Here is a 15,452-nt window from a genome sequence, read left to right as displayed (position 1 = left end):
ATCCAGCAGCGTGCAACTCTCCCTGCCTGAAAGCCCGTTGGGAGAGATCCGGGAGGATTCCCTGCCTTGCTGGACATCGGGCGGGGCAATCATGGCGCTCTGACTGGAAGGGCGAAGATGCGCACACCACGCCTCTGTGAGGGTCCCGAGGGAACAACGTTGTCGGGTGGACGCGCGCCCGGGGGCCCGGTGACGTCTTCCGAGGCTGACGCCACAGAGCAGCCGGCTCCCCCAACCGCGCCGCCCGAGCCAACCGCCGCGGACTGCGTGGACGAACTGGACCGCAGGCAACACAAGTTGGCGGCAGAAGTGCGCGAGCACTTTGCGCTACTGCGCAAAAGGGGGACGAAGTGACCGCAACGTACCGCTTCCGCGAGTACACGATTCGGCCTGATGACGAGCCCGACGCCGAGCCGCACACCTACGCGATGCAGTGCGCGGTCTGCGAGACGTCCGGCAGTCCGAGCAACGAGTCGCCAGACCCCACGAGTTGGGCTTTCGAGCACGTCAGGGAGTACCCGGAACATCTGACGTACCGGGAGATCATCACGCGCCCGTACCACGCTGTCCCGGGCGAGTTGCTGTGAGTCGGCGTGCGTTCGCGGTCAAGCCCGAGGGCCCGGTCGTCGCTGGTGCGTTATTCCAGGCCGAGTGCGTCGCCTACACCACGATAGGGGAGCGCCTGTTCTGGCTCGGCTCGTGCCCGGCAGAGACGCCATGGCGGGCGTTCGGCTGGATCACCCGCCGCGCGGCGAGCATCGCCGACCAGCTCGACCCAGCGTACGCCCGGCCGGTGCATGCCTGGCTCGCGGACTCCCATACGCACGCGCGGATCGTCGAGCAGCTCGACGCCGGCACCCCCTACACGTTCACGATCTGCGAGGGGGCCGTGCGCTACGCGCTGACCATCGCTCCGGACGGCGCCATCGGTCAGGCACACCTCTTAGCGTGCGAGGTGAGCACGTGAGCCGGCATCGGCAACCCCGGCCCGGGGCGCGTGCTCCCCCTCCCTGCGACCGGCAACCGGCAACCGGCAACCGGCAACCGGCAACCGGCAACCGGCAACCGATCGACAAGGGCCGCCCGCCATCTGCGACAGGGCCATTGAACAGGGAGAGCACCGATGCACGACGAACAGCACTTCACCGCCCCGCCCCGCCGCCGTATCGGCGCGCTCGCACTCATCCAGGACACCGCCGGCGAGCGCGTGCTCATGGTCGAGAAGAGCTACAACAGCGGCCCGGCCCGCTGGGGCCTGCCCGGCGGCTGCGCGAAGACCAACGAGGACGCGGCCGATGCATGCCGCCGCGAAGCGCAAGAGGAACTCGGCCTCAGCCTGGCGCCTGGCGCTCTCCTGACGGCACACCGCATGCCCGGCAGCGACTCTGCGGAGGGCTACAACTTCGTCTTCGACTGCGGCCAGATCGCCGCCGATGCCGAGATACGCCTCGGCGACGAACTGACCTCGTACCGCTTCATGACGCCCGACGAGATCCGCGAACACGCCGCGCCGTACACAGCGTGGCGTGTCGAGAGCGCGCTGCGCACCCTCTCCGGTGAAGCGGGCGGGTACATCGTCGGGCACCCCGAAGCGCGGACCGCCCCAGACGCCGCGTGACGCGGCAGAGCACGACAAGGACCGTGGCCGACCCACCATGACGCCCAGTACGTACCACCGGTCCGGGGTCACCCGGGCCGCCACCACAGGCACGCTGCAAACACTTCGGTGCCCGAGCCCCGGGTGCCTGCGCTTCGTGCCCGTCCGGCAGAACCGCATGGACGAACACGACAGTTACCTGACGGGCGAGCGCTGCCAGCTGTCCGGCGCCGAGGTCCTCGACAAGGCCCGTCCCTGAACTCCCGCCCTTTGCCGGGGAAGTCCCTGTATCCGTTCCCCCACGGCAAAGGCCCCCAGCAGGGGGCGGGTCCCAAAACCCCGCTCCGGCCGTCCCCTTGAGACGGTCGGCGGCCGGAGCGGCACCCGATAGGAATCGAGCAGAAGGAGTATCCCCCGCGTGAGCAAGACCGCGAAGAGCACCATCAAGGCCGCCAAGTCCCAGATAGAGCGGGACACCAGGAACAGCAAGGACTCGACGCCCCACCAGACGCAGGGCTCCCTCGCGGACCGGCACGTGCGCATGCACACCCCCGCGAGCCCCTACGGGGACGACAGCGACAAGTAGCCCATGCCCCCTGTCCCGGCCGTCTCGCATCAGGAAGGGCAGCCGGCCGGGACAGGGCCCCGATCACAACGAGGAGAGCAGGACATGACCGCTGTACTGGAACCCCCGGCCCACACGACCCCGGCCGTCCCCACGTTCCTTGAACTGGAGATCACCGGGCGCTGCCAGCTCGCCTGTACGCACTGCTATGCCGAGTCCGGGCCGACCAAGGGGCACGGGAGCATGACCGGCGATGACTGGCGCCGGGTTCTTGATGAGGCCGCCGCGATCGGTGTTCAGCGCGTGCAGTTCATCGGTGGCGAGCCGAGCATGCACCCCGAGTTCACGGACCTCGTACGGCACGCCTTGGACGTGGGCCTTGCGGTGCAGGTCTACAGCAACCTGTACCGGGTGACGGCCGCGCAGTGGGAGCTGTACGAGCACCAGCGCGTGAGCCTGGCCACCAGCTACTACAGCGACGTGCCCGCCGACCACGACCGCGTCACCGGCCGCACGGGCTCCCATGAGGCGACCCGCGCGAACATCGTCGAGGCCGTGCGCCGGGGCATTCCGGTGAAGGTCGGCGTCATCAAGACGCGTGAGGACCAGCGCGCCGAACAGGCCGTCACCGAGCTGGAATCGATCGGCGTCGACCAGGTGAGCATGGACCACGCGCGGGGTGTCGGCAATGCGGCCAAGACCGCCGGACTCCCGTCCACGTCGGAGCTGTGCGGCCGGTGCGCCAAAGGCATCGCCGCCGTTCTCCCCGACGGCGTCATTGCCCCGTGCGTGATGGGACGTTTCCTCCCGGCCGGACAGGTCCGCTCCACCGGACTGGAGGACGTGTTCACCTCCGAAAGGTGGCAGGAGCTCGCCGCGAGCATCCCCCAGCGCGGGCCCACGGCCTGTGCCCCGGACTGCAAGCCCGCCGACTCCGACTCGTGTCAGCCCGCCTCCGGGACGCCGTGCAGCCCCATGGGCTACGCCCCCATGTCGGCGGGCTGTTCGCCGGACGACTCGGCGTGCAAGCCTGGACAGCCCGCCTGCCTGCCCGCCTTCCCCTGAGAGGAGTCCCGTTCGTGGACTGGACACACCCGGACTGGGAGTCCCACGCCTGCCGGATGGCCGAGGAGACCGTGCGGCCCGAATCCCGCTGGTATCAACCCCTCGCCAACACGCCGCGCCACCTTTTCGTGCCCCGCTGGTGGACGCCGACGGAGCACGACGGGACGCGGGTCTATGAGGTGAGCGACGGGCCCGCAGATCCCGAGGGGTGGATGCGTGCTGCTTACGACGGCAGCCGCTCCCTGATCACCCGGGTCGGCCCGCACCACGCCGACCACGCCAAGCCCGATGCGCGGGTGTCGGAGACCTGGCCGACGTCGTCCTCGACACTGCCGAGCCTGGTGGTGCTGATGTACCGGCACGCGGTCATGGCCGACACGTCCCGCGTCCTGGTGACCTGCGGCAGCGGATACGGCACCGCCCTGGCCTGCCAGCGCCTCGGCGATGCCCGCGTCACGAGCGTGGACGTCGACCCCTACCTCGTGCAGGCAGCCGCGGAACGTCTGGAGGCAGCCGGCCACCGGCCGACCCTGGAGGTCTGCGACGTGACCGGCGACCTGCCCGGCACCTTTGACCGCATCATCTCCACCGTCTCCGTGAAGACCGTCCCGGCGTCCTGGCTCAAAGCCCTGGCCCCTGGCGGGCGGCTCGTGACCACGCTGTCCGGGACCGGTCTCCTGATCACCGCCGACAAGACCGACGACGGCGGCGCCATCGGCCAAGTTGCCCCCGAATCCGCAGGGTTCATGCGCACCCGCCACGGCGACGACTACGACCCCGCCCCCGACGACACCGCCCTGTGGGAGAGGGCACAGCACGCCGACGGCGAGCACATCAGCACCGGCCTCTACCCGGTCATGCGCGTGAGCGACACATGGGACGTGAAATCCACCCTCGAACTCACCGCACCCGGCATCGACCACCGCATGCATGTCGGCCAGGACGGCACCCGCACCGCCTACATGCTCCACCCCGACGGCTCATGGGCCCGCGCCACCGCCACCGGCCCGCGCGAACTCCCCGTTGTCCACCAGGGCGGCCCCCGCCGCCTGTGGGACGAACTCGACCGCATCCGCACATGGCTCGTCATCGACGGAGACCTCCCCGTCAACGGCGCCGCCGTGAGGATCACCCCGGACGGCACACTCACGCTCGCCCGCAGCGGATGGACCGCAACTCTGTGACCTGCTAGGCAGGCAGGGGCCGCAACGGTTCACACCGCCCCACCGCTCCCCCCGTCGTCCAAGACCGACGGGGGGAGCGGTGGTTTCGTTGAATCCCGTGCCGCGACGAACGGACCGAGGTACCGAACGCACCCGTTGCCGACGCACGTTGCGTACGGTCTAGCGAATCGCTACTTTCATGGCCCTCTACCTGACCCTGGAGCGCGGCTACTCCGCCTCGTACGCGGGTCTCGTCGCCGCGCTGCACGGTCTCGGCGGGGTCGTCTCGTCGATCGTGGCGGGTGTCCTCGCGGACCGGATCGGGCGGCGGCCGACGCTGCTCGTCGCGCACACCTCGACCGCTCTCTCGGTGGCGCTGCTCGGCTTCATGCAGGACCCGGTGGCGATCGCCGCGGTGGGGTTCCTCGTCGGCATGGCGTCCAACGCCTCGCGGCCGGCGGTGCAGGCGATGATGGCGGACATCGTGCGCCCCGAGGACCGGGTGCGGGCGTTCGCGCTCAACTACTGGGCGATCAACCTGGGGTTCGCGCTCAGCTCGATGGCGGCGGGCTTCATCGCGGAGTACAGCTACCTGGCCGGCTTCCTCGGCGAGGCCGTCCTCACCCTGGCCTGCGCGGTCCTGGTCTTCCTGCGGCTGCCCGAGTCGCGGCCGGTGAAGTCGGCGGGCGGCGCGGACGGGGACGACGAGCGGGTCGGCCTCGGCACGGTCGTGCGGAACGGCCGCTTCATGGGCGTCGTCGGCCTGTCCTTTCTGATCGCGCTGATCTTCATGCAGGCGTACGTCTCGCTGCCCGTCGCGATGGGCGCGGACGGCTTCTCCAGCTCGGACTTCGGCGTCGCGATCGCCGTCAACGGCGTCCTGATCGTGGCTCTGCAGATCCCGGTCACCCGCTTCATCGAGCACCGTGACCCGCGCCGCCTGCTCGTCGCCTCCTCGCTGCTCGCGGGGTACGGCTTCGGGCTCACGGCGTTCGCCGGCTCCCTCGGGCTGTACGCGCTAGCGGTGTGCGTGTGGACGCTCGCCGAGATCGTCAACGCTCCGACGCAGACGAGCCTCGTCGTCCGCCTCTCCCCCGTGCACGGCCGCGGCCGCTACCAGGGCATGTACACCCTGTCGTGGGCGGTCGCCGCGCTGATGGCGCCGCTGATGGGCGGCTGGGTCATCGACCGGTACGGGGCCGAGTGGCTGTGGGCGGGCTGCGCGCTGCTCGGCACGGTGGCGGCGCTGGGGTACTGGCTGCTGATGCGGGGCCTGCCCGCGGAGGACCCGAAGGCGGTGTCCGACGCCGTGCCGGAGCGGTCGGCCGAGGTCACCGCCTGAGATCACATCCTTGGGTCGCCGCCCGAGGGCACTTCCTGAGACCGCTGGGCGTCACCGCCTGAGCGCCCGCTGGGCCTCGTACAGGTTGCGCGGTTCGACGCCGCCCGGCCGCCCGTACGCCTCCACGCGCGCGTGCAGGTCGCCGCTGAAGTCGGGGACGTCGATCTGGTCGAACTCGCGCACCTCGGAGATGGCCACCGTGGCGCTGTAGGGGGCGATTTCGTCGATCTTGACGAGGCCGGCGCGGCCGTTGGTGACGGTGACGTTCCAGTGCGCGAACCGGGCTCCGTAGAGGGGTCCCGCGCTCGCGTCGCCGCCGTGCCGGCCGTCGTTCTCGACGGTGATCTCGGTGCGTACGTTCGCGAACGGCATGCCGCGGTGGGTGTCGAACGTGCCTGTCTCCATCAGCCCGCGGGACCACACGTTGTGGCTGGAGAGGCCCTCCACGTTGATGCCGTGCATCTGCGTGCCCGCGGGCGCGGGAACGGTCCGCCGGGCCACTGTGAAGTCCTGCACCAGGTTGTCGTGCGAGCCCTCGCGGCAGAAGTACGGGTGGTGCGCGCCGCGCCCCTCCACGCGCGTGTGCCGCAGGGTGCAGGCGGACGCGGCGACAAGCCCGAAGCCGTTGTCCACATGCCGCACGACGACGTCCTCCGCCCAACAGTCGTACGCGCACTGGAAGGTGAGCCCGTTGTAGCCCTTGTCCAGCAGGTGCGGGGCCTGCGGCGTCTCGACGGCCTCCAGGGTCAGGCCCTCCACCCCGGCGCCGGTCAACGGCTCGACGGGGGCGACGAGTTCGGGCCGCCACTCCGGCCGGACGTCGAGCGGAAGGGGCCGTTCGAGGGTCACTTTCCGCCCCTCTATGCGCATGATCCGAACCGGCCACTCATAGGGGACGTTCGAGAGGAGCTTGGTCTTGTCGTCCCAGGTGTACGCCTCGGGGCCCGGACCGCCGCCCGCCATGTGCTCCAGGAGGGTGTGCCCGGCGTCGTCGGCGAGGCGCAGCAGGACAAGGCGGCCGGGTGCGAGCGGGGCCGGGTCGTCGACGGTGACGGTCCACGCGCCGCGCCCTGCGGGCCGTACGGCGGTGAGGGGGCGGCCCTCGTCGCGCTTGTTGCCGGTCCAGCCCTCGAAGGGCCAGTCGGCGGCCCTGATGGCGTCGGTGAGGGAGTTCCAACGAGCCTGTGGGCACGCCCAGATGAGGCCGCCCGCCCAGGACCAGCTGGACTTGTCGCCGCCGTAGCGCGAGCCGTACGGGCCGATCAGCTCGGTCAGGTTCCGGGTCGCATGGAGCTTCGTACGGCCGCTGCCCGCGCCGCGCAGGACGACGTTGCTGTGGGCGATGCGGATGAGCCCGTCGATCCGGTACGTCCCGGCGGGGACCAGGACCGTGCCGCCTCCCGCCCGGCCCGCGTGTTCCAGGGCCCGGTTGATCGCGGGTGCGGCGTCGGCGGAGCCGTCGGGCCTGGCCCCGTACGCGCGCACGTCGGCGACCACGCGCGTGTGCGGGCGGCTTTCGCTGCCGGAGCGGTAGCCGGCGCGGCCCACGTACGGGATCTGCGCGTGCCGATACGGGTCGGCGGTGAACTCCCGCCACAGGGCGGCGGGTTCGGGGCGTGCGGCGGCACGCGCGCGTGGTGCGGCTTTTGCCGGGCCGCCCGTCACGCCGGTGGCGGCCGCCGCGGTGACGGCGGCGGCGCCGTAGAGCAGGCCCCGCCTGGTGAGGTGGCCCGTGCGATCCGTGCCATCCGTGGCATCCATACGATCCATGCGCCCGCCCTCCATGGATGTGAACGCAGTTCAGATCTGCGTCGGCGCGGCGAGCATGCCACGGGGCGGAGGGAGGCGGAAGAGGTCGTGCAGCAGATGCGTTGAGGCTGGGTCAGGGAGCCGAGCTCCCCTGACCTGTCGACTACTTGTCGCGCGGCTGGGTCAGGTGAGTGAACGCCTCAAGGTTGCGCGTGGACTCGCCGCGCGAGACCCGCCACTCGTACTCCCGGCGGATCGCCGAGGCGAAACCCAGCTCCAGAAGGGTGTTGAAGGCACCGTCTGCGGCTTCCAGGACCGAGCCGAGGAGGCGGTCGATCTCGGCCGGGGTGACGGCGGCGAGCGGCAGCTTTCCCGTCAGGTAGACGTCGCCGAGGCGGTCGACCGCGTAACTCACGCCGTACAGCTTGAGGTTGCGCTCCAGGAGCCAGCGGTGCACGCCCTCGGCGTTCTCGTCCGGGTGGCGGATCACGAACGCGTTCAGGGACAGCGAATGGCGGCCGACGAGCAGCGAGACCGTCGTGGACAGCTTGCGCGTGCCGGGCAGCTTCACCACGTAGGAGCCCGGTTCCGGCGACTCCCATTCGAGGTCGGCGTCCTTGAGGGTGCTCTCGACGACCTGGCGCGCCTCGGCGCCGCTGCGCTCCGTCCCCGCTGTCTCAGCCATGGTGCGAGCGTACGCGACCACGGCGTTCCTGCATCGCCGCGGTGTACACGTCCGCCGTGGCCGACGCGGCCGTGCCCCAGCCGAAGGCCTGCGCGTGCCGTTCGGCGGCGGCGCCCATCCGGTCGGTGAGGTGCTCGTCGTCCACGAACCGCTCCAGGACCTGCGCGTACGCCGCCGGGTCGTGGCCTTGGACGAGGAAGCCGCTGACGCCGTCGCGCACCGCCACCGGGAGCCCGCCGACCGCCGCGGCGATCACCGGCGTGCCGGCCGCCTGCGCCTCTATGGCGACGAGCCCGAACGACTCGCTGTAGGAGGGCATGACGAGCGTGGAGGCGGCCCGGAACCAGTCCGCCAGCTGGTCCTGCCCGACCGGCGGCCGGAACCGCACGACGTCCGCGATGCCGAGCCGCGCGGCCAGCTTCTGCAGCCCTTCCGGCTTGGCGAGGCCGCTGCCGCTCGGCCCGCCGACCACCGGCACGACCAGGCGGCCGCGCAGCTCGGGCCGCCGTTCGAGCAGAACCGCCACCGCGCGGAGCAGGACGTCGGGCGCCTTGAGGGGCTGGATCCGGCCGGCGAAGAGCGGGACGACGGCGTCCTGCGGCAGGCCGAGGCGCTGCCGCGCGGCGGCCCGTCCGTCGGCGGGGCGGAAGCGGTCGAGGTTGACGCCGGGGTGGACGACGGCGACCTTTCCGGGCTCCGCGGCGTAGTGCCGTACGAGCTCGTCGGCCTCCTCGTCGGTGTTGGCGATGAGGCGGTCGGCGGCGCGCACTATCTGGGTCTCGCCGATCACCCGCGCGGCGGGCTCCGGGGTGTCGCCCTCGGCGAGCGCCGCGTTCTTGACCTTGGCCATGGTGTGCATGGCGTGCACCAGGGGCACGCCCCAGCGCTCGGCGGCGAGCCAGCCGACGTGGCCGCTCAGCCAGTAGTGCGAGTGCACCAGGTCGTAGTGGCCGGGGCGGTGCCGGGCCCAGGCCTGCATCACGCCGTGCGTGAAGGCGCAGAGCTGCGCGGGCAGCTCCTCCTTCTTGAGGCCCTCGTACGGGCCCGCGTCGACGTGCCGCACCAGGACGCCGGGAGCCAGCTCGACATTGGGCGGGAGGCCGCCGGTGGTGGCCCGGGTGAATATCTCGACCTCGACGTTGATCTCGGCGAGGCGCTTGGCGAGCTCCACGATGTAGACGTTCATGCCGCCGGCGTCGCCGGTGCCGGGCTGGTGCAGCGGCGAGGTGTGCACGCTGAGCATCGCCACCCGGCGCGGCCTGCGGTGTCCGCCGGGGAAGCGGAGCCGCGAGGGCGTGCTGCCGGTGAGGCGTTCGCCGAGCCGGCTCACGTACTGGCTCACCTGGCGGTCCTCCTAGCGGCCCTCGGCGCGGGCCTCCTGGCGGCCCCTCGTGCGGGCCTGCTTCCGGGCATGACGGCACGGGCGTGCATGCGCGCCCTACAGAACGGGGAACATCGGAAGTCTCGCCACCATTTCCACTTTGCCAAAGCATTACGCAGTCGCCTCAACCCTGATCGGAACGCCGGCGTCAGCCCCGCCTGAGCCCTGCCAGAAATCAGGCTCCGCGCCGCCCTGAGCCCAGCCGGAGACCGGCGCCGCTCCGCACGGCATCAGCCTCCGCGCACCCCCGAGCCCGCCCGAGATCAGGCTCCGCCCCGCCTCGCCCCCGCCCGAGAACCGGCTCCGCTCCGCCCTGTGCCGGGTCGTACGCGTGGGGGCCCGATACTGGTGGGCATGGCTTCCCGCACCACCCCCTCCCGCCCGGTGGGGACCGTCACCCGCGGGACCACCAACCCCAACCGGCTGCGCCGGATGGACCGCTGGATCGCGGCCGCGCACGGCGCCGCCCTGCGCCGCGCGGACGCACCGCTCGCCGTGGACCTGGGGTACGGGGCCGCCCCGTGGACAGCCGTCGAGCTCCTGAACCGGCTGCGCGGCGCCGCCCCCGCCGTCGAGGTCGTCGGCATCGAGATCGACCCCGCGCGTGTGGCCGCCGCCCGGCCGTACGCGCGCGAGGGGCTGGTTTTCCGGCACGGCGGCTTCGAGGTGCCCACGTCCCGCCCGCCGCACCTGATCCGCGCGGCGAACGTGCTGCGGCAGTACGACGAGGAGCAGGTCGCCGAGGTCTGGGCGCGGCTGTGCGCGCGGCTCGCCCCGCAGGGGCTCCTGGTCGAGGGCACCTGCGACGAGATCGGCCGCCGGCACGTCTGGGTCGCGCTCGGCCCCGAGGGCCCGCGCACGGTGACGTTCGCGACCCGGCTCGGCTCCCTGGACCGGCCGTCCGACCTCGCCGAGCGGCTGCCGAAGGCGCTGATCCACCGGAACGTTCCGGGCGAGCCGGTCCACGCGTTCCTGCGCGACTTCGACCGCGCGTGGGCGGCGGCGGCGCCCTATGCCTCGTACGGGGCACGGCAGCGGTGGATCCGGGCGGTGCGGGACCTGTCGGCGGACTGGCCGGTGCGGGACCGCGCGGGACGCTGGCGGCAGGGCGAAGTGACGGTCGAGTGGGGGGCGTTGGCGCCTCGCGGGTGACGCCGGTCCTCGGATGGGCCAAGCGGCGGGCCGGGGAGCGGGGGCGGAAGGCGTGGGAAGCGGAGTTCGTAACTCCCGTATCACCTGGGCCAAAGCCCCACACGAGTGAACTCGCGGGGATTCGGAACGCTGTTCGGCAGTCGTTCGTCGGACATGACGCGGGGATGGTGCGGGGAAGGCGTTCGGCAGTGACGCGGCCGGGTGCTCCTCTCCCTGTGCATGCGCGCCTGCCTCTGTCGGATTGGGCATGGGCGTGGCACCATCCGGACGTGTTCGTAAGTTACTGACGAGCAATCAGTTCAGGGGGAACGGACGTGACCGGCAAGCGGAGTTCGACCACGGCGACCATGGCTCTGGTGTGCGCGGCGGCGATCCTGGCCGCTCCGGGAACGGCGTACGCCGAGCCGGCACCGAAGGACCCCAAGTCCCTCGAGCAGGTGCGCAAGGAGATGGACCGGCTTTACCACGACGCCGCGGTGGCCACCGACGCCTACAACTTGGCGGAGGAGAAGGCCGATCGGCAGTCGGACGAGATCGTGCGCATCGCGCGGGCCATCGTCGCCGGCCAGAAGAAGGTGGACCGCCTCAAGCAGCGCGCGGGCGCGGCGGCCCGCGCGCAGTACCGCGGCGGCGGAATGCCACCGCAGGCGCAGCTGATGCTGAGCGACGACCCGCAGAAGTTCCTGGACAACGCCGGCCGGATGCGCCAGGGCCAGCAGGCCACGAAGGGCCTCCTCGGCGAACTGGCGCGCACACAGGAGGACTTGCGGCTGTACGCGGACGACGCCTCGGCGCGCTGGCGCGAGCTGGAGGCCAACCGCAAGGCGAAGGCCGAGGCCAAGAAGAAGATCAAGGCCAAGATCAAGGCGGCCGAGGAGCTGGAGTCCAAGCTGGAGAAGAAGGAGCGCGAGCGCCTGCTGCGCATGGAGGAGGAAGCGCAGTACGAGCGGCAGGCCGCGTGGATGGACTCCGGCGCGCTCGACGCGATCAGCGGCAAGGCGAGCAAGAGCGGCAAGAAGGCCATCAAGTACGCGACGGCCCAGATCGGCAAGCCCTACGAGTGGGGCGCCGAGGGCCCGGGGTCGTACGACTGCTCGGGGCTCACCTCGGAGGCCTGGATCTCCGCGGGGAGGACGATCCCGCGGACCTCGCAGGAGCAGTGGAAGCAGCTGCCGCGCATCGACATCGAGGACATGCGCCCGGGGGACCTGATCATCTACCACGAGGACGCGAGCCACGTGGGGATGTACATCGGGGAGGGAGCGATCGTGCACGCCCCGAGACCGGGCCGGGACGTGACGATCGCGGGCGCCGGTTCGATGAAGATCCTCGGGGTGGTGCGGCCGGACAAGTAGGGCAGTTCGGGAGCTTCAGGGGCTTTCCCTCGCCTGTGGCGGGACCGGTCGTCGCGGGCCGGTCCGCGTGACGTGGCGCACGTGAGCTGCGGCACCCGGGCAACCCGGGCGGCGTGATGTTCGTCATTCCCTCAGGAGCCCGGTCCGGCCCAATTGCGGTACGGGATGCGGCATATGGGCCCCCGCTGTTTGGTGATCGCCATTCCAAACCCGCGGTGGGTACCGCTAAGGTCCCCGTCGGTGGCACGTCGATCCACGTGTCGCCGCGCCCTCGGGGGGAGGGAAGGAAACCACACGATGCCCGTACCCATACCGCGGCAGAGAGCAGTCCCGGCCGCGGAAAGTGGTCAGGCGCAAGCGTCCCCCGCCGAGCCCGGAACCGAGACCGGCAGTGGCCTCACGCTGCTCGTCATCGAGGACGACCCGGCGGAGGCCTTGTCCGTGCCGGATCTGCTCGACGCCGCCGGCAAGCCCATCCGTATCCGTACCGCCCGCAACCTCACCGAGGCCGAGCGGCTGCTGACCGACGACGTGCACTGCATCCTGCTCGACCTCGCGCTGCCCGCGCCCGGCGCGGACTCCGAGGACGAGCTGGCGACGCTGCGGCACGTCCTGCGGCTCGCGCCCCGGCACGCCGTCCTGGCACTCACCGCAACCGGGGACGTCGACCTGGCCGGGGAGGCCGTGCGGGTCGGCGCGCAGGACTATCTGTTCCGGGAGGAGCTGGACGCCCGGCTGCTGAGCCGCGCCATCCGGTACGCGGTGGAGCGCAAGCGGGCGGACATCGCGCAGCGCCAGCTCACCGAGTCGCGGCTGCGCGCGCAGGAGAACGCCCGCCTGGAGCGGGGCCTGCTGCCGACGCCGCTGCTCGACGGCTCGCATCTGCGGTTCGCGGCGCGCTACCGCCCGGGCCGTTCCCGCGCGCTGCTCGGCGGCGACTTCTACGACACGGTCCGTACGCCGGACGGCACGGTGCACGCCATGATCGGCGACGTGTGCGGGCACGGCCCGGACGAGGCGGCGCTCGGCGTGGAGCTGCGGATCGCCTGGCGGGCGCTGACGTTCGCGGGCCTGTGCGGGGACGAGCTGCTGTCGACGCTGCAGCAGGTGCTGGAGCACGAGCGTCCGGACGAGGAGATCTTCGCGACGCTCTGCACGGTCGACATCTCCCCGGACGGCCGCCGCGCGGGCCTCTGTCTGGCCGGCCACCCGTCGCCGCTGATCACCCGCCCGGGCCGCCCGGCGCAGCTGCTGCCGTACGAGAACGGCGGTCCGGCGCTCGGGCTGCTGCCGAAGGCGCGCTGGCCGCGACAGCAGGTGGAGCTGGGCGGCGAGTGGAGCCTGATGCTCTACACGGACGGCCTGATCGAGGGCCGGATCGGGCAGGGCAACCAGCGGCTCGGCCAGGACGGCATGGTGGAGATGGTGCGCCGCCAGGTCTCGGAGGGGCTGCGAGGCGAGGATCTGCTGGAGGCCGCGGTCAGCGAGGTCCGCGACCTCAACGGCGGCGAGCTCACCGACGACGTGGCGGTGCTGCTGCTCGACCGGGGCGGACGCTAGGGCCAATGCTCGACCGGGGCGGACGCTAGGTCCAATGCTCGACCGGGGCGGACGCCAGGGCCCGCCCCTCGCCGGGCGGCTGCGCGCGCGTAGGGGCGGCCCGGCTTACCGTCCGCCGTTGTACGGCCCGTACGGACCGTCGCTGCTGCTGCTGCCGCCGCGCCGGCCGCCGCCGCCCGAGACCTGCTTGAGCGCCGGGCGGACGTCGACGAAGAAGACGATCGTGGCGATCAGCCCGATGATCTGCAGGAACAGCATCGGCACCAGCAGGTTCACGAGGACCGTGATGCCGAGGATGATCAGCCAGAAGTTCTTGTTCTGCTTGTCGGCCGCCACATAGGCGTCCGGGCGTGCCATGGCAGCCATCACCAGAGCGACCACCGCGAGCACCAGCATGGCGGTGAAGAGCAGCCACATAAAGCCGCCGAACGCTGACATCAGCACGTTGCCCACCACCTGATCCGAGTCGTCTCTACACCGGCAACCGTACCCGTACGAGGGGTTGCCGTACCCGGAGAACGCCCCGGGCGCTCGCTGAGTGCCCGGGGCGTTCCCCGATCTGTATCGCGACGACGGTCGCGGTGACCGTCCCCGCGGGGGCGGAACCGCCCGCCGTCGTCACTTCGCGGGCGGGGTGGTCTTCTTCGTCGCGGTCTTCTTGGCCGGGGCCGGGGTCGAGGCCTTCTTCGCGGTGGCCGTGGTCGTCGCCGGCTTCTTGGCGGCCGCCGGCTTCGACTCGTCCTCGACGACGACGGGCTGCGCGGCCTTGGCCTCGGACTTGGTCTCCGACTTGGCCGCAGGCTTCGGCTCGGACTTCGACTCGGACTTCGGCTCGACGGTGGCGGCGATCTCCTCGATCTCGTCGGCCGCCTCGCCGCGCCAGACCTTGACGGCCTGCTCGCCGTGCTCGGCGACCTCTTCGTAGACCTCGCGGGCCTTCACCGCGTACTCGGCGGCGACGCCGACGCCGCGCAGGGCCAGGCCCTGGGCCGTCTCGCCGATCTTCTTCAGGTCGGTGTCGAGGCTGCCGAGCACCTCGGCGACCTTGGCCTGCAGGGTCTCCTGGGCCTCCTTGGCGCGGGCCGTGGCCTTCTCCTGGACCTCCTTCGGGTCCGTGGCGCGCACGGCCTCGAACTTGGCCGGGGCCTCGGCCTGCAGCTTCTCCAGGAGCGCGGGGACCTTCTTGGCCTGCTGCACCGCGAGGTCGGCCGTGCCGGCCGCGAAGTAGAGCGGCTTGGGGTCGCTGAAGGTCTTGCGGATGTCGTCGGTGATGGCCATGCCTGGGATCCTCCGGTCAGGGTGAGGGTTCGGTGGTGGCGCTGCTGCCGTCGGCCGTGCGGGGGCCGTCATCGGCGGTGTCCTCGGACGCGTTCGCGGGCGTCTTCACGGACGCCGACGTCTCCGACGCCTTCGCGGCCGTCTCAGACGTCTTCGCGGACGTCTCCTCTTTCGTCTCGAATCCGTTCTCCTTGCGGAAGGACTCGTAGATCTGCAGCAGAACCTGCTTCTGCCGCTCGTTGATGGTCGGATCGGCGAGGATCGCGGCGCGCGTCTCCACTTCGTCGCGGTCACGCTCGTCGAGGATCCCGGCCTGCACGTACAGCGTCTCGGCGGAGATCCGCAGGGCCTTGGCGACCTGCTGCAGGACCTCCGCGCTCGGCTTGCGCAGGCCGCGCTCGATCTGACTGAGGTACGGGTTGGACACCCCGGCGGCGTCGGCGAGTTGACGCAGTGACAGCTGCGCGTTGCGCCGCTGCTCGCGCAGATACTCACCGAGATTGCCGACGTTGAGCGATGCCATGACTCGATGGTGCAGCATGGGCGCTAACTATTGCAAG

Annotated in this window: 15 protein-coding genes and 1 pseudogene; 10 read left to right on the top strand and 6 right to left on the bottom strand. The window is 71.4% G+C overall.

From position 1 onward, the window contains the following. Nucleotides 1-350: 350 nt before the first annotated feature. The 7 genes and pseudogenes from ACIDOF_RS07935 to ACIDOF_RS07905 all read left to right on the top strand — a co-directional run. Nucleotides 351-587, top strand: a complete 237-nt coding sequence (locus tag ACIDOF_RS07935; protein ID WP_409005009.1) for a hypothetical protein — start codon at nt 351-353, stop codon at nt 585-587. Beyond that, entirely contained in the window at nt 584-967 is a 384-nt protein-coding gene (locus ACIDOF_RS07930) for a hypothetical protein (RefSeq protein WP_409005008.1), read from the top strand. Before ACIDOF_RS07935 ends, ACIDOF_RS07930 begins: the two co-directional genes overlap by 4 nt. Nucleotides 968-1,123: 156 nt before the next feature. Next, nucleotides 1,124-1,618: an NUDIX domain-containing protein gene (locus ACIDOF_RS07925; RefSeq protein ID WP_409005007.1), complete on the top strand. Its 495-nt coding sequence runs from the start codon at nt 1,124-1,126 to the stop codon at nt 1,616-1,618. A 397-nt stretch (nt 1,619-2,015) separates the two neighbouring features. Then, nucleotides 2,016-2,183, top strand: a complete 168-nt coding sequence (locus ACIDOF_RS07920; protein WP_409005006.1) for a hypothetical protein — start codon at nt 2,016-2,018, stop codon at nt 2,181-2,183. Between the two features lie 84 nt (nt 2,184-2,267). Next, nucleotides 2,268-3,227 carry a radical SAM protein gene (locus ACIDOF_RS07915; RefSeq protein WP_409005005.1) on the top strand — a complete coding sequence of 320 codons (960 nt, stop codon included), beginning with the start codon at nt 2,268-2,270 and terminating at the stop codon, nt 3,225-3,227. Between the two features lie 14 nt (nt 3,228-3,241). Beyond that, nucleotides 3,242-4,411: a methyltransferase domain-containing protein gene (locus tag ACIDOF_RS07910; RefSeq protein WP_409005004.1), complete on the top strand. Its 1,170-nt coding sequence runs from the start codon at nt 3,242-3,244 to the stop codon at nt 4,409-4,411. A gap of 166 nt (nt 4,412-4,577) precedes the next feature. Next, a pseudogene (locus ACIDOF_RS07905) lies at nt 4,578-5,732 on the top strand (MDR family MFS transporter); the annotation flags it as partial. Nucleotides 5,733-5,783: 51 nt separating this feature from the next. Here ACIDOF_RS07905 and ACIDOF_RS07900 read toward each other — a convergent pair. The 3 genes from ACIDOF_RS07900 to mshA form a co-directional block, all read right to left on the bottom strand. Then, entirely contained in the window at nt 5,784-7,502 is a 1,719-nt protein-coding gene (locus ACIDOF_RS07900; protein WP_409005003.1) for a glycosyl hydrolase family 28-related protein, read from the bottom strand. A 142-nt stretch (nt 7,503-7,644) separates the two neighbouring features. Further along, nucleotides 7,645-8,166 carry a YbjN domain-containing protein gene (locus ACIDOF_RS07895; protein WP_409005002.1) on the bottom strand — a complete coding sequence of 174 codons (522 nt, stop codon included), beginning with the start codon at nt 8,164-8,166 and terminating at the stop codon, nt 7,645-7,647. Continuing rightward, nucleotides 8,159-9,508, bottom strand: a complete 1,350-nt coding sequence (gene mshA, locus ACIDOF_RS07890) for a D-inositol-3-phosphate glycosyltransferase (protein WP_409005001.1) — start codon at nt 9,506-9,508, stop codon at nt 8,159-8,161. Before mshA ends, ACIDOF_RS07895 begins: the two co-directional genes overlap by 8 nt. Nucleotides 9,509-9,901: 393 nt before the next feature. Here mshA and ACIDOF_RS07885 point away from each other — a divergent pair, with 393 nt between their 5' ends. From ACIDOF_RS07885 to ACIDOF_RS07875, 3 genes are all read left to right on the top strand, one after another. After that, nucleotides 9,902-10,699, top strand: a complete 798-nt coding sequence (locus ACIDOF_RS07885) for a class I SAM-dependent methyltransferase (protein ID WP_409005000.1) — start codon at nt 9,902-9,904, stop codon at nt 10,697-10,699. A 347-nt stretch (nt 10,700-11,046) separates the two neighbouring features. Next, nucleotides 11,047-12,054, top strand: coding sequence for a C40 family peptidase (locus tag ACIDOF_RS07880; protein ID WP_409005343.1), 1,008 nt, complete (start codon nt 11,047-11,049; stop codon nt 12,052-12,054). A gap of 297 nt (nt 12,055-12,351) precedes the next feature. After that, nucleotides 12,352-13,614 carry a PP2C family protein-serine/threonine phosphatase gene (locus tag ACIDOF_RS07875; RefSeq protein ID WP_409004999.1) on the top strand — a complete coding sequence of 421 codons (1,263 nt, stop codon included), beginning with the start codon at nt 12,352-12,354 and terminating at the stop codon, nt 13,612-13,614. Between the two features lie 105 nt (nt 13,615-13,719). Here ACIDOF_RS07875 and ACIDOF_RS07870 read toward each other — a convergent pair whose 3' ends face one another. The 3 genes from ACIDOF_RS07870 to ACIDOF_RS07860 all read right to left on the bottom strand — a co-directional run bounded on the left by ACIDOF_RS07870 (nt 13,720) and on the right by ACIDOF_RS07860 (nt 15,415). Further along, on the bottom strand, nt 13,720-14,058 hold the full coding sequence (locus tag ACIDOF_RS07870; protein WP_409004998.1) for a DUF2516 family protein: 339 nt from the start codon (nt 14,056-14,058) through the stop codon (nt 13,720-13,722). Nucleotides 14,059-14,232: 174 nt separating this feature from the next. Beyond that, nucleotides 14,233-14,892 carry a hypothetical protein gene (locus ACIDOF_RS07865; RefSeq protein WP_409004997.1) on the bottom strand — a complete coding sequence of 220 codons (660 nt, stop codon included), beginning with the start codon at nt 14,890-14,892 and terminating at the stop codon, nt 14,233-14,235. Nucleotides 14,893-14,908: 16 nt separating this feature from the next. Then, nucleotides 14,909-15,415 (bottom strand): helix-turn-helix domain-containing protein, encoded by a 507-nt coding sequence (locus ACIDOF_RS07860; RefSeq protein ID WP_409004996.1) that lies wholly within the window; start codon nt 15,413-15,415, stop codon nt 14,909-14,911. Nucleotides 15,416-15,452 lie beyond the last annotated feature (37 nt).

It is taken from the genome of Streptomyces sp. Da 82-17, from assembly GCF_046098215.1.
Classification (GTDB): domain Bacteria; phylum Actinomycetota; class Actinomycetes; order Streptomycetales; family Streptomycetaceae; genus Streptomyces.
Note: the sequence above shows the minus strand (reverse complement) of the source record. Positions and strands in the feature narration are given on the sequence as shown.